Below are 18,076 nucleotides of genomic sequence, written 5' to 3'. Positions count from 1 at the left end.
CTTCTAGTTCTTAGTCTTTTTGACCTAGGGTAAGTGCGTCTTCAATTAACGCCTTCTGCTGTTTCAAGTGTACGGACATGTAACCAACAGCTGGCGACGCAGACGCTGGACGACCCGCATATTTCAAATCGGCTCCCGCTGGAATAGCGGCGCGGAAGTTATGTTGGCTACTGTACCAAGCGCCTTGGTTTTGAGGCTCTTCTTGACACCAAACATAATCTTCAACGTTCTTGTACTCACTGATCGCAGCCTGTACTTCGTCGATTGGGAACGGGTACAGCTGCTCAATACGAACAATGGCAACATCTTTTTGCTCATTGTTACGACGCTGCTCTAGCAAGTCGTAGTACACCTTACCTGAACAGAACACGACGCGTTTTACATCTGCAGGGTTCAGTTCATCAATCTCTGGGATTGCAGGTAGGAAAGTGCCGTCTGCCAAATCATCCAATGTAGAGGTACAAAGTGGATGACGAAGCAATGACTTCGGCGACATGACAATCAGAGGGCGACGCATTGGACGCACAACCTGACGGCGAATCATGTGGTAAACCTGCGCAGGTGTTGATGGAACAACTACTTGCATATTCTGGTCGGCACATAACTGCATAAAGCGCTCTAGACGTGCAGATGAGTGCTCTGGTCCCTGTCCTTCATAGCCGTGAGGCAAGAACATTGATAGACCACATAAACGTCCCCACTTCTGTTCACCAGAAGATATGAACTGGTCAATTACGACTTGGGCACCGTTGGCGAAGTCACCAAACTGCGCTTCCCACATAGTCAAACCGCCCGGCTCAGCTGTTGCGTAGCCATATTCAAATGCCAATACCGCTTCTTCTGACAATACTGAGTCAAAGACTTCAAACGGGCCTTGTTTGTCGTGGATACTTGATAGCGGTACGTAGGTACTTGCATCACTCTGGTTATGCAGTACTGAGTGGCGGTGGAAGAAGGTACCACGACCTGAGTCCTGACCAGTAATACGAATACGTTTGCCATCATCAACGATTGTTGCGTATGCCAGTGATTCTGCCATACCCCAATCAATCGCCTTTTCACCTGAAACCATCGCTCGGCGATCGTTATAAAGCTTGTTTACACGGCTTTGCAGTTTGTGGCTGTCTGGGTACTCACATAGCTTGCTACCCAATTCAACCAAGCGTTGCTTGTCAAACTGAGATTGCCAGTCGATGTTCCAATCATGACCAAGGTATGGAGACCAATCTACTGAATGCAACGCCATCGGACGCCATTCTTTTACCACGACTTCGCCGTGGTCGAGTGCATCACGGTACTCGTTGATCGCTGATGTCGCAGTTTCAATGTCACACTCACCGCGCTCGATTAGTACGTCTGCGTACAATTTACGAGGCGTTGGATGCTTCTTGATTTTTTGATACATCAACGGCTGAGTTGCATTTGGCTCATCCGCTTCATTGTGACCATGACGACGGTAACAAACCAAGTCAATCACAACATCACGCTTAAATTCATTACGGAAATCTAGTGCGATGCGAGTAACAAACGCTACAGCTTCAGGGTCATCTGCGTTCACGTGGAAGATCGGAGCCTGTACCATCTTAGCGATATCAGTACAGTACATGGTTGAACGCGTATCACGTGGGTTCGAGGTAGTGAAACCAACTTGGTTGTTGACAACAATTCGAATCGTACCGCCAACGTAGAAGCCACGCGCTTGAGACATGTTAAATGTTTCTTGCACTACACCTTGGCCTGCAATCGCAGAGTCGCCGTGAATTGTAATAGGAAGTACTGAGCTGCCTTCACTATCGCCTAGGCGATCTTGACGAGCACGTACCGATCCCATGACCACAGGGTTTACAATTTCTAGGTGAGACGGGTTAAACGCGAGTGCTAAGTGAACATCACCACCTGGGGTCGCGAAGTCAGCAGAGAAACCTTGGTGGTATTTAACGTCACCAGAGCCCCATGTTTCATCGTGTTTGCCCGCAAATTCATCAAATAGGTCTTGCGGCTTTTTACCAAGAACATTGACTAGCATGTTCAAGCGGCCGCGGTGCGCCATACCAACAACGACTTCACGCATACCGTTTGCACCAGCATGACGAATCAGTTCTTTGGTCATTGGGATTAGAGCGTCACCACCTTCAAGTGAGAAGCGTTTTGCTCCCGGGAACTTAGCGCCAAGATAACGCTCTAGCCCTTCAGCAGCAGTTAACTCACCTAAGAAGGTTTGTTTTTCTTCTTTCGAGAATTTAGGTTGACCAACAACGGATTCCAAACGTTGTTGAATCCAACGTTTTTGCTCTGTGTCGGTAATATGCATGTACTCTGCACCTACCGAACCACAATAAATCTTTTTCAATGATGAATGCAGTTCTTTCAATGTCATTGTGTCTTTGCCAATGGCAAAAGAACCTACATTGAAAGTTTCATCAAGATCGTCTTGGGTAAGAGTATGGAAAGATGGGTCTAGTTCAGCAACGGCTGGACGGTCCCATAAACCAAGTGGGTCTAGGTTGGCCGCTTCGTGACCACGAAAGCGGTAAGCATTGATAAGTTGTAGTACTTTTACCTGTTTTGCATTGACATCAGGATCACTAACTTGGACGTTGTAATGCTTAGTTTCTTGGGCGAGTCGTCGGAAGTATTCGCGAACGCGTGAATGTGGCTGGTCTGCCACTTCTTCTGAGTGCTTAGGCAACTCATCAAATACACGTGTCCACTCCTCACTTACCAGATCGGGGTCGCTTAGATACAGTTCGTAGAGTTCCTCTACATACGTTGCATTGGCGCCAGCCAAGTGTGAAGACTCGAGCCATGCCTTCATCACGCCGTTGTGCATATATTCCCTTTACCAGTAGATTTCACGTTTTGCATCGGTCTAAGCCGAGCTTGTTTTTAAGGCGCCTAACCAAAACAGCCAGGCGCAATTTTATAACTATTAAACCGAGCGATTCACTAACATCGACTTGATGTGTCCGATAGCTTTCGTCGGGTTCAGTCCCTTAGGACAAACACTTACACAATTCATGATGCCGTGGCAACGAAAAACGCTAAATGCATCATCAAGATCAGACAAACGTTCATCCGTCGCAGTATCGCGGCTATCAATTAGCCAACGGTAAGCGGCAAGTAGACCCGCAGGGCCGATGAATTTATCTGGATTCCACCAGAAACTCGGACAAGAAGTTGTACAACATGCACACATGATACATTCGTACAAACCGTCCAAATGAGCGCGGTCATCTGGTGCTTGAAGATTCTCACGCGCTGGCGGTAAATCACCATCAGAAATCAAGTAAGGTTTTACTTTGGCGTAGTTATCGTAGAACTGCGTCATGTCAACGATCAGATCGCGAATGACGGGCAAACCTGGTAATGGGCGAATTACCAATTTGTCACCTTTTAGCGCTGACAAAGGCGTAATACAGGCCAAACCATTTTTACCGTTCATATTCAAGCCATCAGAACCACATACCCCTTCGCGACAAGAGCGACGGAAAGAGATTGAAGGATCTTGCTCTTTCAATAGAATTAGTGCGTCTAGCACCATCATGTCAGAGCCTTCTTCTACCTCAAGTGTGTAGTCTTTCATGTAAGGCTTTTTGTCTACATCCGGATTGTAGCGGTACAAAGAGAAGTTAAGTTTCATGTTTATGTCCTCCCTTTAGTATGTACGTGCTTTCGGCGGGAAAGCTTCACGATGAACTGGAGTCATATTGACATCACGCTTGGTCATCGCTTCGTTTTCCGGGTTGTAGATAGAGTGACACAACCAGTTTTCGTCATCACGCTCTGGGTAGTCAAATCGAGCGTGTGCGCCACGGCTCTCGGTACGGTAGTTTGCCGCTACTGCAGTTGAGAACGCCGTTTCCATTAGATTGTCTAGTTCCAAACACTCAATTCGCTGAGTGTTGAACTCTTGTGACTTGTCTGAAAGATGTGCTTCTTTTAGGCGCTCACGAATAACTTTTAGCTCATCCAGACCCGTTGCCATTGCATCACCCTCACGGAATACCGAGAAGCTGTTTTGCATGCAAGTTTGTAGGTCTTTACGAATCTGTGCTGGGTCTTCACCAGAAGTGCTGTTTTCCCAGCGCATGGTACGTGCCAGAGAAGCTTCAATATCTGATTCAGTTGCAGGGCGAGCTTCAGCTTGCGCTTCAAGAGTTTCACCCAAGTGAAGACCTGTCGCGCGACCAAATACCACCAAGTCTAGTAGCGAATTGCCGCCCAAACGGTTTGCACCGTGAACCGATACAGATGCGATTTCACCACATGCAAACAGACCTTGTACTTCAACATCTGCTCCAGAGGCATCTTGTTTAAGAGCCTGACCTGAAACTTGAGTTGGTACACCACCCATCATGTAGTGACAGGTTGGGATAACTGGAATTGGCTCTTTAACTGGGTCAACGTGTGCGAAGGTGCGTGATAGCTCACAGATACCTGGTAGACGTGATTCAAGAACGTCCTTACCCAAGTGATCCATCTTAAGCTTGATATGCGGACCCCATGGGCCGTCACAACCACGTCCTTCGCGAATTTCGATCATCATTGAACGAGCAACAACGTCACGCCCTGCAAGGTCTTTGGCGTTTGGAGCGTAACGTTCCATGAAGCGCTCACCATCTTTATTGAGCAGATAGCCACCTTCACCACGACAACCTTCGGTTACAAGAACACCAGCCCCGGCAATGCCAGTTGGGTGGAACTGCCACATCTCCATATCTTGCATTGGAACACCAGCACGAAGTGCCATGCCCACGCCGTCACCGGTATTAATGTGTGCGTTAGTAGTCGACGCGTAAATACGGCCTGCACCACCAGTTGCTAGAACGGTTGCTTTCGACTTGAAGTAACAAATCTCACCAGATTCCATGCTGATAGCAGTACAACCTAGGATTGCGCCGTCCTGGTTTTTCACCAAGTCCAACGCATACCACTCCGAGAAGATGGTCGTTTTGTGCTTGATATTTTGTTGATAAAGAGTGTGCAGCAAAGCGTGACCGGTACGGTCAGCCGCCGCCGCAGTACGCGCAGCCTGCTCACCACCAAACTCTTTTGACTGACCACCAAATGGGCGCTGGTAGATCGTACCGTTTTCAAAACGAGAAAACGGCAAGCCCATTTTTTCAAGTTCGATAACTGACTGCGGTCCAGTTTTACACATGTATTCGATGGCGTTTTGGTCACCGATGTAATCTGAACCTTTTACAGTGTCATACATATGCCACTGCCAGTTGTCTTTGTGTGAGTTCCCCAACGCTACTGTGATACCACCTTGAGCAGAAACGGTATGAGAGCGAGTTGGGAATACTTTAGAAAGCAAGGCACAGCTAAGGCCTTGCTCAGAAATTTGTAACGCAGCGCGCATGCCCGCACCGCCAGCGCCGATTACTACGGCATCAAATTCGCGAACTGGAATTGACATTTATGCACCCCACAGAATAAACAGACCAGAGAAAAGATAAGCGAGCAACAGCGCAATCGCGCCCAGTTGCATTAGGCTTCTCAATGCACTGTGTTTAATGTAATCAGTAAAGACTTGCCACATACCGATCCACGCGTGAATCAGCACACAAACCAAAGCAAGCATAGTGAACACTTTGGTAAAGGTGCTGGCGAAGAACTGTGTCCAAGCCACATAAGAGATGTCTGTGAATGCACAAAAACTGACTAAGTACACCACGTACAAAGTCATAATGATTGCTGTCGCACGGATAAGCAGGTAATCATGTACCCCGTTGCGACCAAATGAAGAGATAGTTTTTACCATACCATTATCCCCGCTAGTACCGACAACACCGCCGTGATTACAACGCTGATCTTGGCAGTGGCTTTGCCCGACTCGAGCTCTTCGAAGTAGCCCATATCCATAATTAGGTGACGAATACCAAATACGATATGGTATGCCAGTGCCGTCAGTATTCCCCACATTACGAAGGTTCCTAAAAAGCCGTCTACTATATCAACGGCCGTCTTAAAACCTTCCGGAGAGGAAAGGGAAACGGATAACAACCAAAGCAAAATTCCGACCGAGACAAATGTGATCACCCCCGAGATACGGTGGGTGATTGATACAATAGCAGTGATCGGAAAGTGCATGGTCTGTAAATCTAAATTAACAGGTCTTGACTTTCTTTCTTTCACGGGCTTGCTCACTCAGCTCTATTGAGCATTTATAGTTATGAATGAATTTTGGGCTTTAAAGCCACAAAAGTTAACATCTTCTTAACAACTTCTCGCTAATTATAGCCTATTTAGTTGTAAAGGTATTGTTAACAATTCTGTAAAAATCGACTCCTGCGATTTCTTTCAAGCCTTGAATTTAAAGGCCTGAGCCAGAATTAACTGCGCCACTATACGGCTGGCAACATTCTAATACAATTGATGTAACAAATTTTGCTACATAGAACAGATTTTTAACGTTATGTACGCAAAAAATCAAAACAAGTGCACACATCGCCGGAGAAAAATTGACTTTACTTAGCTAGGAACGTAAAAGATCCGCACACAAACGTCCTGGACAGGATTAAATAATAAACAAAGGAGATTGTTATGGCAGATAAGAAAGCGACCCTTCACATTGAAGGTCAAGCGCCAATCGAGCTGCCGATTATGGACGGATCGCTAGGTCCTCAAGTAATCGATGTTCGTAAACTTGGAGCGAATGGTTACTTCACATTCGACCCTGGTTTTCTTGCCACTGCATCTTGTGAATCTCAAATCACTTACATCGATGGCGCCAAAGGTGTGCTTTTGCACCGCGGTTACCCAATCGACCAGCTAGCCAACAATGCTGACTACCTGGAAGTGTGTTACATCCTTTTATATGGTGAAGCCCCTACTCGTGAGCAATACGAGGAATTTAAAACAACAGTAACTCGTCACACTATGGTGCATGAGCAAATCGCAAGCTTCTTCCACGGCTTCCGTCGCGATGCGCACCCAATGGCGGTTATGTGTGGTGTAACTGGCGCACTTGCGGCGTTTTACCACGACTCACTAGACATTGCGAATGACTCGCACCGTGAAATCGCAGCATTCCGTCTACTGTCTAAGATGCCAACGCTTGCCGCTATGTGTTACAAGTACTCAATCGGTCAGCCATTCATCTACCCTCGTAATGATCTAAGCTACGCTGAAAACTTCCTACACATGATGTTTGCGAACCCATGTGAAGACTATGAAGTGAACCCGGTCGTAGCACGTGCAATGGATAAAATCTTCACTCTGCACGCAGACCACGAGCAAAATGCTTCAACGTCAACCGTACGTCTATCAGGCTCTTCAGGTGCGAACCCATTTGCATGTATCGCAGCAGGTATCGCTTCTCTTTGGGGTCCAGCGCACGGTGGTGCTAACGAAGCATGTCTACGCATGTTGGAAGAGATTGGTAGTGTTGACAACATTCCTGAGTATGTTGAACGCGCGAAAGACAAAGAAGACCCATTCCGTTTGATGGGCTTTGGTCACCGCGTTTACAAGAACTACGATCCACGTGCAACGGTAATGCGCGAAGCGTGTCATGAAGTGCTTGACGAGCTTAACATTCAAGATCCACTTCTTGATGTTGCGATGGAGCTTGAGCGTATCGCCCTTTCTGATGAGTACTTTGTCGAGAAGAAACTCTACCCGAACGTCGATTTCTACTCAGGTATCATCTTGAAAGCTATCGGTATTCCAGTTTCTATGTTCACCGTAATCTTTGCGATGTCTCGTACTATCGGTTGGATTGCTCACTGGAACGAAATGCACAGTGACCCAACTAATCGAATCGGTCGTCCACGCCAGCTATACACAGGTGAAGCGCAACGCGATTTTTCACCACTTAACGACCGCTCATAAACGTCGTTAAAGCGTATGAAACGAAAAGCGAGGTCATCACCTCGCTTTTTCTTTATCTGAGCTCTTTATGTATTGAAGCGTGTTAGACAGGGTTGTCGATATCCTTAAACTCAACATCCAAGTCATAGTTTGCAGCCAACCATTCACCTAACGCCTTAACTCCGTAGCGTTCTGTTGCATGATGTCCGGCGGCAAAGTAGTGAATATTGCGCTCTCTTGCCGTGTAAGTTGTCCGCTCCGATACCTCACCCGAGAGAAATGCATCTAGGCCATGGTTTGCAGCTAATTCAATAAAATCTTGACCACCACCAGTACACCAGCCGATAGTTTCAATCTTAGAATCCCCTCGCTCAGGCGTAATGTGCAACGGCTCTCGATTCAATACTTGAGATATTTTACTGGCAAGTTCTTTTCCCGAAACTGGTTTGCGCAACCTACCGAACATAGCGACAGATTGTGGATGCCCCTCTAAGCCACCTTCGACCTGAATATCGAGTAAATTCGCCAACTGAGCGTTGTTGCCGAGTTCTGCGTGAACATCCAGCGGTAAGTGGTAGCCATACAAATTAATATCGTGTTTGATTAAGCTGCGAATGCGATTGCCTTTCATCCCTCTAATAGGCTCAGGCTCGCCTTTCCAAAAGTAACCGTGATGCACTAAAAGCGCATCTGCTTCTACACTGATCGCATAATCAATTAGCGCTTGCGAAGCGGTGACGCCAGTAACAATTTTTTTTATGTCACGTTTGCCTTCAACTTGCATGCCATTGGGACTGTAATCTTTGAATAATTCCGGTGAAAGCTTGTTATGGAGGATGGTTTCCAACTCAATGTTCTGCATATTGCGGCCTTAATTATTGTACTAACGAAATAATCAATCGAGTATGATTTTGGCGTTAGCGGTATATCAAAAAATCACTTGTGTATAGAATACCGATAACACTACAAAAACCAACTCTGTCCATGTCTAGTCACCGCGCTTTTTATCAATGGGTTGTCTCTACACCATCCCTTATCAAAAACGACCACCGATTTTCTCACTTATCTTTTCTCCATGAACAAGAAAGTCAAAAACTAGCCAATTATCAGGGCAACCAGCGTTTAGGATTTGTCTATCAGCACTTATGCCGAGAGGCATTTATTCACTCTAACCGCTACCAAATTGCGCTGGAAGAGATTCAAATTAACGACAACGGTAAAACCGCAGGGGCTATTGACTTTGTGCTGCATGATAGCCAAACAGAACAATATGAGCATTGGGAAGTGGCCATTAAGTTCTACTTACTTTTGGACGATTTTTGGTACGGTCCAAATGCGAAAGACCGATTAGATATCAAGTCCAATCACATGCTTGAGCATCAATTGAACATGACAAATCACCCAGTTTTTCTGCGCGACTATGCCCAATACCCAGTTCGGCAACATAAAGCACTACTTCAGGGCCGGCTGTACAGTAATCCATTTTTAAATCAGCCTATTCCAACACATTGTGGTCAGTTACAAATCAACGAATCTCAAATCAACGGCTTTTGGTGTTATCACTCGCAATGGCTGGAAAACCCTTTCTCGATAGCAATTTTACATAAACACCAGTGGGCGATAGGCTCGGACCAATTAACGTTAACTACGGACATAGCAAAAGACAAATTTGTACACGGTTTAGATGAGAATGGACAATTTTGGTTCGTGATGCCAGATTCATGGCCAGGTGACCATAAGGTCGCCAAAGCATAGGCTGTTAGCGCACTACATAAACAAAAAGGAGCCAAACGGCTCCTTCTAGTTTTCATACAAACGAGTAATTAGTGAGACCTTACACGCCAGCCTGCTCAAAAACCGTATTGACGATCGCTTGCGCTTCTTGTTCGATAAGTCTCAAATGCTCTTCTCCTTTGAAACTTTCACAGTAGATCTTGTAGATATCTTCTGTCCCGGATGGGCGAGCGGCAAACCAACCAAATTCCGTCGTGACTTTCAGACCACCAATTGCAGCCCCATTACCCGGTGCGTTGGTAAGTCTGGCGGTAATAGGATCGCCCGCAAGAGTCTCAGCGGTTACCATTTCTGGTGACATCTTTTTAAGTACGGATTTTTGAGGACCATTGGCGACCGCTTGAATACGAGTGTAGAAAGAAGCGCCGTGTTTTGCCGCCAGCTCATCGTAATACACTTGAGGGTTTTTACCCGTAACCGCGGTAATTTCAGCGGCCAATAAGCACAAGATGATGCCGTCTTTGTCGGTAGACCAAGGCGTGCCATCTTTTCTCAATAAGGAGGCTCCAGCACTTTCTTCGCCACCAAAGCCAATCTCACCGCTAAACAGCCCATCAACAAACCATTTAAAGCCGACTGGAACTTCACATAGCTCTCGGCCCAAGTCAGCGACCACCTTATCGATAATCGCGCTAGAGACCAGAGTTTTGCCTACTGCCACTTTTTGCGCCCATTGCGGACGATGTCTATACAGATAGTCAATACACACTGCTAAAAAGTGGTTCGGATTCATCAAACCCGCCGGAGTTACGATACCATGGCGGTCATAATCAGGGTCATTGCCAAATGCCAAATCATATTGGTCTTTCAGAGAGAGTAATCCGGCCATCGCGTAAGGTGAAGAGCAATCCATACGAATCACACCATCTTTATCTAGCGACATAAACTGGAATGATGGGTCAACGGCTTCATTAACTAACGTGATATCCAGCTCGTAATACTTAGCAATTTGTCGCCAGTACTCGATACCACTACCGCCCAATGGATCGACACCGATTCGCAATTTGGCTTGTTTAATGGCGTCCATATCGATGACATTCGTTAGGTCTTGTACATATGGTGCAACTAATTCTCGCTCAACAAAAAAGTCGCTGTTTTTTGCATCGCTAAACGACAGTGATTTTACATCCACTAAGTTCGCCGCGATGATCTCATTTGCGCGAGCTTCTATCGCATCGGTTAGCGCTGCTTCTGCGGGACCGCCATGAGTAGGATTGTACTTGATACCACCATCTTGAGGAGGATTATGGGAAGGCGTAATAACAATGCCATCTGCCAACTCATCGTTAACGAGATTGTAAGTCAAGATTGCATGCGAGATACCCGGTGTTGGGGTAAATCCTGAATCTTCCTGGCTTATTACCGTCACACCATTCGCTACTAATACTTGAACAACAGTCGCAAACGCAGGCTCTGAGAGCGCATGGGTATCTTTCCCTAAAAACAATGGGCCGGTAACACCATTGGATTTACGGACCTCAGCAATCGCTTGGGCAATCGCTTTGATATGGTGTTCATTAAAACTGAACTTTTCAGAGGTTCCTCGATGCCCAGAAGTGCCAAACGCAACCTTCTGCTCATCAAGTGATACATCCGGTTGGTTTAAGTAATAATTAGCAACAAGGGCGGGAATATTATTAAGATCTTCAGGCAGGGTTCTTTGCCCAGCTCTAGGGTGGATAGCCATTTTAACGTCCTATATTTAAGAAAAAACCTCACGCGCTAACGTGAGGTTGAATTGAAAACTTAGATTGCGTTGGCGACTTTTTCATTTAAGTCTGCTGGCAAATTCATATGTGCCATCAATTGCTCTACCATTTGTCGCTTGCGGCTGGTGTTGGTATTTGTGATTACCCAAAACGGTGTATCAGGGATGGATTTGGGCTTTGTGGTGTTGCCACTTTCTAATAAGGTTTGCTCGTTGTCAGCAAAGTAAACACGTTTGCGCCCTTTTACTTGAGTTGCTGATGCAAAATTGTCCGGGTCCAAGCTGTATAAGGTGGAGAGAACCAGCATAAATCGATCGATGGCTTTTTTGTGCGCCGCAAACTCATCTGAAATTAACAGGCTACGCATTGCCTTCACTGCATCGGGTCGAACGTCCTTTACGGCATCTTTTGCGACCACTATACCGTTAGGTTTCGCGGGGACGTCAGATAGTGGTTGCGAATCCGCTTTGACCTGTTCCACGTGTAACAGGCGTCTTAAAATATCCGATGCGCTTTCACCAATATGTTGAGTTTGGCTGGCAATGTAACGGTATAGATCCTCGTCTACCTCGATCGTTTTCATTCGCTTTTCATATTCTCTGTGTTTAAACTCTGCTGAATTATAGCGAGATCAATTGCGATACTCTACGTTAAACCAGTCACGAATAAGCAAAAATGTCACAGCTTCTCAATTATAAACGGCAAGGACATGGTCCGACCTTAGTATTGATTCACGGTTTGTTTGGTAGTCTAGACAATTTAGGCGTCCTTGCGCGCGAGTTGGCCACACAGTTCGATGTCATAAGTGTCGACATGCGCAATCACGGGCAATCTTTTCATAGTGATAGTCACAGCTACGACGATATGGCCGAAGATCTCGCCCGTCTGTTTGAAGAGCTGAGTATTACCAAAGCCATGGTTATTGGCCACTCCATGGGTGGAAAAGCTGCAATGCGTTTAGCTGGTTTACATCCAGAACTCGTTCATAGTTTAGTGATAATGGATATGGCGCCAGTCAACTATCAAACTCGTCGTCACGACAATGTGATCGCAGGTTTGGAAGCCGTTCAGTCCGCATCTTGCAGATCAAGGGCCGAAGCCAACGAAGTGATGGCACAGCATATTGAAATGCCCGGCGTCAGACAGTTTCTCGGTAAATCACTTTATAACCGCGATGGTTTGATGAATTGGCGCTTCAACGTAGCCAGCTTAGTAGCCAACTACTCCGACATTATCGGCTGGCAACCGCAACCAGCCTTTATCGCACCAACTCTCTTTATAAAAGGTGGAGAGTCAGATTACATTACGGCCGATCACCAAGCGCACATTAAGAACCAATTTCCCAATGCATCAGCCCACATTATCGCCAATACAGGTCATTGGTTACACGCCGAAAAGCCGAACGATGTTTTGCGTATAATTCGTAAGTTTATCGAAAAAAATCCACTTTAATCATGGGATTAACTTTGTAAACAACAGATGGTATAGTGCTGTCGAATTTTTCATCGCCTAGCCTGTGTATCAACAAAGGACAAACTATGCTTTATGAATACATGAACACACTCGAGTCAATTGGCTTGGATTTGTTGTTTGCATCAATCTTTTTTTTGATAGGTATGGCGATTAAAGACGTATTGAAGACGGGTAATGTTCCACCTTTTGGACAGCGAATCGTTTGGTTAGTTTTGTTTCTGGGTTGCGCTGGCTTTGTTGCAAAAGGTATTATCCAGTTTAGTTGGGAAGGTACTGGTCTCGGTTAACTACTTCTCTAAATTACATTACAAGTTAAAGGTAATAAATCTATGTCAAGTGTAGGTATCTTCTTCGGAAGCGATACGGGTAACACTGAAGCGATCGCAAAGCAGATCCAGAAAGAAATGGGTAAACACCTCATTCACGTTCAAGATATCGCCAAAAGCTCAAAAGAAGACATCGATAATTTCGACCTATTGTTGCTCGGTATACCAACCTGGTATTACGGAGAAGCTCAATGTGATTGGGACGACTTTTTCCCAGAACTCGAGCAAATCGACTTTTCAACTAAGCTTGTGGCCATTTTTGGTTGTGGTGACCAGGAAGACTACGCAGAATACTTCTGTGATGCCATGGGCACGATTCGCGATATCGTTGAAGCAAAAGGTGGCACAATTTTAGGTCACACCTCGACTGATGGTTATGAATTTGAAGCGTCGAAAGCCCTAGTAGACGGAGACGACTCTTCATTTGTAGGCTTATGTGTCGACGAAGACCGCCAACCAGAGTTAACCGACGAACGTGTTAAAGGTTGGTGTAAACAAGTTTATGAAGAGATGTGCTTGGCAGAACTAGAAGACTAATCACTCCCCTTCGTTCAAAATCAAGCCAGCTTAATAAAGCTGGCTTTTTATTTCGCTTCGAAAGATTTTCAATTTCATTCTCAACATCAGTGACCTAGACCTAGTTTATGGGCATTCGACTAGTAACCTCCGGAACTTCATGGTTTATTGTTGTCGTATAGTCACCTATAATGCTGTACAGTTACGTATTGAAATCGCTGCCGATTTTCCACGGGAAATTATATGTCAGATAATAATCAAGCGTTGAAAGACGCTGGCCTTAAAGTCACCCTCCCAAGATTAAAGATTTTGGAAGTACTACAAAAACCTGGTTGTCAGCATATCAGTGCCGAAGACCTATATAAGAAATTACTCGATCTCGGTGAAGAAATCGGCCTGGCAACGGTATACCGAGTGCTAAACCAATTTGACGACGCTGGTATTGTAACTCGTCACCACTTTGAAGGTGGTAAGTCCGTTTTTGAATTGGCTACACAGCATCACCACGACCATTTGGTCTGCCTAAACAGTGGTGAAGTTATCGAATTTACTGACGAGATTATTCTTAACCGCCTACAAGAAATCGCTCAAGAAAATAACGTAGAGCTCATCAACCACAGCTTGTACCTGTACGGTGTATGTGTGGATAATGAAAAGTGCTCACCAAAACCAACCAGCGAACGCAAAATTCAAAAGTAAGCGAACTCAAAAGATTTTGTTATTAAAAAAGCCAGCAATTTGCTGGCTTTTTGTTTACTCATTGAGAGGGTTGTAAAAGAGAGTTTGTTAACCCTCTATTTTGGCCCATGTATCGCGTAATCCAACCGTACGGTTAAATACCAACTTCTCTGGCGAGCTGTCTTTGGAATCGATACAGAAGTAACCTGTACGCTCGAACTGGTAACCTACTTCAGCTGCCGCATTTTTCAAGCTTGGCTCGACAAAACCCTGTACGACTTTGAGTGAATCTGGGTTAATCGTTTCAGCAAAATTATCTGCAGCGGCGGGGTTTGCCACGGTAAACAGGCGGTCGTACAAACGAATTTCAGCTGGCAATGCGTTATCTGCTGATACCCAATGAATTACACCTTTAACTTTACGACCATCACTTGGGTTTTTGCCCAATGTTTCAGCATCGTACGCACAGTAAATAGTCTGTATTTCGCCATTGTCGTCTTTTTCAATGCGCTCAGCTTTAATCACATAGGCGCCACGTAGACGGACTTCTTTCCCCAATACCAGGCGTTTGTACTTCTTGTTTGCTTCTTCGCGGAAGTCATCACGCTCAATCCAAACTTCACGGCTAAACGGTACCGTGCGTTCGCCCATTTCTGGTTTGTTCGGATGATTGGAAACAGTAAGCGTTTCTACTTCACCTTCAGGGAAGTTTTCGATAACGATTTTCACTGGGTCTAGCACTGCCATTGCACGAGCAGCGTTTTCATTAAGATCATCGCGAATACAAGATTCCAAAGAACCAAATTCGATCATATTCTCTTGTTTTGTCACGCCAATACGCTTACAGAATTCGCGAATTGAGGCTGGTGTAAAGCCGCGACGGCGCAAACCAGAGATAGTTGGCATTCGTGGATCATCCCAACCATTGACTAAGTTCTCAACTACAAGCTGATTAAGCTTGCGCTTAGACATCACTGTATATTCAAGGTTTAATCGAGAAAACTCGTATTGTCTTGGCTGACACTCAATAGAAATGTTCTCTAACACCCAGTCGTAAAGACGACGGTTGTCTTGGAACTCCAATGTACATAGGGAATGAGTAATCCCTTCTAGCGCATCAGAAATACAGTGCGTAAAGTCGTACATTGGGTAAATGCACCACTTGTCACCTGTCTGATGGTGCTCTGCAAAGCGAACGCGGTATAACACCGGATCACGCAGAACCATAAATGAAGACGACATATCAATTTTGGCACGAAGACAAGCTTTACCTTCTTCAAAACCGCCATCTCGCATTTTTTCGAACAAAGCTAGGTTTTCTTCAACACTGCGTTCACGATAAGGACTCGGCTTACCCGGTGCCTTCAGAGTACCGCGATACTCACGGATCTCGTCAGGAGAGAGCTCCTCAACATACGCCAAACCTTTCTCAATCAATTCAACCGCGTAAGTATACAACTGGTCGAAATAATTGGATGAGTAACAAATCTCGCCATCCCATTCAAAGCCCAACCAAGATACATCACTCTTGATCGACTCGACGTATTCGACGTCTTCTTTTTCTGGGTTGGTGTCATCAAAGCGCAAGTTGCATTGACCCTGATAATCCTGAGCAATGCCAAAATTGAGACATATAGACTTTGCATGGCCTATGTGTAGGTAGCCATTCGGCTCAGGTGGAAAACGGGTATGAACGCTATCATGCTTACCTTCCGCAAGATCTTTGTCGATGATCTGACGGATGAAGTTTGATGGACGAGCTTCAGCTTCACTCATCAATTGCACCTCTAATAAATTGGTCAAAAACACTGCACTTGGAGTACAGCGACAGATGTCGTCAATGATCCACAATTATGAGGGTTTACACAAGAGTTTGCCCCATTGCAAACACGACTTTTGTACTCTGATAGCCACAAAAAGAAAAGGCTCCCTATTGGGAGCCTCAATTCAGCTTAGTATCTGTGTTTAATTAGCTTGGAAGCTTAACACTAGATAGGTCTTCGTTTGCACCGATAGCTTTCATTTCGCCAGCTACGATTTCTGCAAGAGGACCAAGGATAACTTGTAGGTTGTTCTCACCTAGCTTAACAACACCTTTTGCACCTAGCTTCTTAAGAACGTCTTCGTTTGCAACTGAACGGTCTTTAAGAGTTAGACGTAGACGAGTGATACACGCGTCGATGTTAGTTAGGTTCTCGTGACCACCTAGCGCTTTAAGGTATTGACGAGCTAGCTCACCGCTGTTCGCATCACCAGCTGCTGCGCTAACTTCTTCGTCGTCACCTTCACGACCAGGAGTCTTAAGGTCGAACATGCGGATTGCAGCACTGAATACGAAGAAGTAAACCGCACCGAACGCAAGACCGATAACTAGTAGAGTTACTGGTGAAGTTGCTAGACCCCAGTTTAGTAGGAAGTCGATTAGACCTGCAGAGAAGCCGAAGCCGTGCAGAGTACCGAACATGTTAGCAACAACTAGAGATAGACCAGTTAGAACTGCGTGTAGTGCGTATAGCGCTGGAGCTAGGAACACGAACAAGAATTCTAGAGGCTCTGTGATACCAGTTAGGAAAGAACAGAATGCTACTGAGAATAGAGCACCACCAACTTGACCACGCTTCTCAGCTGGAGCAGCAAGGTACATAGCTAGTGCAGCACCAGGTAGACCGAACATCATTACTGGGAAGAAACCAGTCATGAATACACCAGCGCCTTTGTCGCCGCCGAAGAAGCGGTGTAGGTCACCAGTTTTAACGTTTTCAGTTACTTCTTTTACAGTCGCAGTGATTTCTGGTGTTACCGCGTTAGCAAACTCAAATGTGTGCTGCTGACCAGCAACAAGAGTTTTTGCTAGCTCTGGGTCTACACACACTTGCTGTAGAGCTGGAAGAGCTTGACCTGCAGCTTGAGCACCAGTTACTAGAATCTCTTGACATGAACCTAGACCGAACCAGATGTAAGAGTTAAGAACGTGGTGAAGACCAACAGGGATCAATGCACGGTTAAGTGCGCCGTATGCGAACTCACCGATTGAACCAGAAGAAGAAATAGCGTGTGCTAGTGTGTCTAGGCCGCCTTGGATTGTTGGCCAAACGAAGCCAGAAACCGCACCGGCTACTAGGGCAAACAAACCTGCCATAATAGGTACTAAACGCTTACCAGCAAAGAACGCCAACCATTCAGGAAGACGAGTCGCGTGGAACGCGTTGTATGAGTGACCTGCGATGATACCTGCAATGATACCGCCGAAGAATGACATGTTGATTGCTGAGTCAATAGTTGTTGCTGTTGCGGTCAGTACAAAGTATGCCACGGCACCAGCAAGACCTGCTGCACCAGCGCCATCTTTAGAAAGACCAATTGCAATACCAAGGCCGAAAAGAAGTGGTAGGTTACCGAAAATAGCGCCACCAGCTTGCGCCATAAAATCGATACCCAAAAGGTCGCCTTGACCCAAACGAAGTAAGAGCGCCGCAACAGGTAGTGTTGCGATAGGTAGCATCAAAGCTTTACCTAATTTTTGCGCATATCCAAGAATATTCACCTTAAGTTCCCCCTATAGGATTTTCTATTTTTTGAGCGACTTTTTTTAGTGGCTCAATTTAGTCGAAATCAGTTTATGACATTAATTTTGCCCCGCAAATTAAAACCTCATCATTTGTGATCATAATCACCAGAAACCCAGCCGTGACGGGGAATTTGCTAGCCAGATCATAAAACTTATTTTACAATACAAAAAATGATCAGAACGAGTCCCAAAAC

The 18,076-nt window shown here is 45.6% G+C and carries 16 protein-coding genes; 6 read left to right on the top strand and 10 right to left on the bottom strand.

The window, feature by feature from the left end; translation table 11 throughout:
• Positions 1-10 precede the first annotated feature (10 nt).
• The 5 genes from sucA to sdhC all read right to left on the bottom strand — a co-directional run bounded on the left by sucA (position 11) and on the right by sdhC (position 6,153).
• Positions 11-2,830 (bottom strand): 2-oxoglutarate dehydrogenase E1 component, encoded by a 2,820-nt coding sequence (gene sucA / locus ACXAFJ_RS03050; RefSeq protein WP_475321335.1) that lies wholly within the window; start codon positions 2,828-2,830, stop codon positions 11-13.
• Positions 2,831-2,929: 99 nt separating this feature from the next.
• The gene (locus ACXAFJ_RS03045; RefSeq protein WP_475321333.1) at positions 2,930-3,640 is read right to left on the bottom strand and encodes a succinate dehydrogenase iron-sulfur subunit; all 711 of its coding nucleotides are present in this window, start codon (positions 3,638-3,640) and stop codon (positions 2,930-2,932) included.
• Between the two features lie 15 nt (positions 3,641-3,655).
• Positions 3,656-5,422: a succinate dehydrogenase flavoprotein subunit gene (gene sdhA / locus ACXAFJ_RS03040; RefSeq protein WP_475321332.1), complete on the bottom strand. Its 1,767-nt coding sequence runs from the start codon at positions 5,420-5,422 to the stop codon at positions 3,656-3,658.
• Complete coding sequence (gene sdhD, locus ACXAFJ_RS03035; RefSeq protein ID WP_475321331.1) at positions 5,423-5,767, bottom strand: succinate dehydrogenase, hydrophobic membrane anchor protein; 345 nt, start codon at positions 5,765-5,767, stop codon at positions 5,423-5,425. It lies immediately after the preceding gene.
• A complete protein-coding gene (gene sdhC / locus ACXAFJ_RS03030; protein WP_475321329.1) occupies positions 5,761-6,153 on the bottom strand; it encodes a succinate dehydrogenase cytochrome b556 subunit in 393 nt (130 codons plus the stop codon). The genes sdhD and sdhC overlap by 7 nt, the downstream gene beginning before the upstream one ends.
• Before the next feature lie 396 nt (positions 6,154-6,549).
• On the opposite strand from sdhC, the gene ACXAFJ_RS03025 reads away from it, so the two are divergent.
• Positions 6,550-7,839: a citrate synthase gene (locus ACXAFJ_RS03025; protein WP_475321328.1), complete on the top strand. Its 1,290-nt coding sequence runs from the start codon at positions 6,550-6,552 to the stop codon at positions 7,837-7,839.
• Between the two features lie 82 nt (positions 7,840-7,921).
• Here ACXAFJ_RS03025 and ACXAFJ_RS03020 read toward each other — a convergent pair whose 3' ends face one another.
• Entirely contained in the window at positions 7,922-8,680 is a 759-nt protein-coding gene (locus tag ACXAFJ_RS03020; RefSeq protein ID WP_475321327.1) for a Nif3-like dinuclear metal center hexameric protein, read from the bottom strand.
• Between the two features lie 122 nt (positions 8,681-8,802).
• On the opposite strand from ACXAFJ_RS03020, the gene ACXAFJ_RS03015 reads away from it, so the two are divergent.
• Positions 8,803-9,573 carry a DUF1853 family protein gene (locus ACXAFJ_RS03015; protein WP_475321325.1) on the top strand — a complete coding sequence of 257 codons (771 nt, stop codon included), beginning with the start codon at positions 8,803-8,805 and terminating at the stop codon, positions 9,571-9,573.
• Positions 9,574-9,652: 79 nt separating this feature from the next.
• On the opposite strand, the gene pgm is transcribed toward ACXAFJ_RS03015, so the two are convergent.
• A complete protein-coding gene (gene pgm / locus ACXAFJ_RS03010) occupies positions 9,653-11,299 on the bottom strand; it encodes a phosphoglucomutase (alpha-D-glucose-1,6-bisphosphate-dependent) (RefSeq protein WP_475321324.1) in 1,647 nt (548 codons plus the stop codon).
• Between the two features lie 59 nt (positions 11,300-11,358).
• Positions 11,359-11,904: a replication initiation negative regulator SeqA gene (seqA, locus tag ACXAFJ_RS03005; protein WP_475321323.1), complete on the bottom strand. Its 546-nt coding sequence runs from the start codon at positions 11,902-11,904 to the stop codon at positions 11,359-11,361.
• Positions 11,905-11,996: 92 nt separating this feature from the next.
• On the opposite strand from seqA, the gene ACXAFJ_RS03000 reads away from it, so the two are divergent.
• The 4 genes from ACXAFJ_RS03000 to fur all read left to right on the top strand — a co-directional run bounded on the left by ACXAFJ_RS03000 (position 11,997) and on the right by fur (position 14,335).
• Positions 11,997-12,773 carry an alpha/beta fold hydrolase gene (locus ACXAFJ_RS03000; protein ID WP_475321322.1) on the top strand — a complete coding sequence of 259 codons (777 nt, stop codon included), beginning with the start codon at positions 11,997-11,999 and terminating at the stop codon, positions 12,771-12,773.
• An 86-nt stretch (positions 12,774-12,859) separates the two neighbouring features.
• Positions 12,860-13,081 carry a DUF2788 domain-containing protein gene (locus tag ACXAFJ_RS02995; protein WP_475321321.1) on the top strand — a complete coding sequence of 74 codons (222 nt, stop codon included), beginning with the start codon at positions 12,860-12,862 and terminating at the stop codon, positions 13,079-13,081.
• 42 nt (positions 13,082-13,123) lie between these two features.
• Entirely contained in the window at positions 13,124-13,657 is a 534-nt protein-coding gene (gene fldA / locus ACXAFJ_RS02990; protein WP_475321319.1) for a flavodoxin FldA, read from the top strand.
• Between the two features lie 222 nt (positions 13,658-13,879).
• A complete protein-coding gene (gene fur, locus ACXAFJ_RS02985) occupies positions 13,880-14,335 on the top strand; it encodes a ferric iron uptake transcriptional regulator (protein WP_475321318.1) in 456 nt (151 codons plus the stop codon).
• Between the two features lie 87 nt (positions 14,336-14,422).
• Here the strand turns inward: fur and glnS are convergent, their stop codons facing one another.
• On the bottom strand, positions 14,423-16,090 hold the full coding sequence (glnS, locus tag ACXAFJ_RS02980; RefSeq protein WP_475321317.1) for a glutamine--tRNA ligase: 1,668 nt from the start codon (positions 16,088-16,090) through the stop codon (positions 14,423-14,425).
• Positions 16,091-16,283: 193 nt separating this feature from the next.
• Positions 16,284-17,858: an N-acetylglucosamine-specific PTS transporter subunit IIBC gene (gene nagE, locus ACXAFJ_RS02975; protein WP_475321315.1), complete on the bottom strand. Its 1,575-nt coding sequence runs from the start codon at positions 17,856-17,858 to the stop codon at positions 16,284-16,286.
• Positions 17,859-18,076 lie beyond the last annotated feature (218 nt).

It is taken from the genome of Vibrio sp. ABH4_348 (assembly GCF_056159765.1).
Note: the sequence above shows the minus strand (reverse complement) of the source record. Positions and strands in the feature narration are given on the sequence as shown.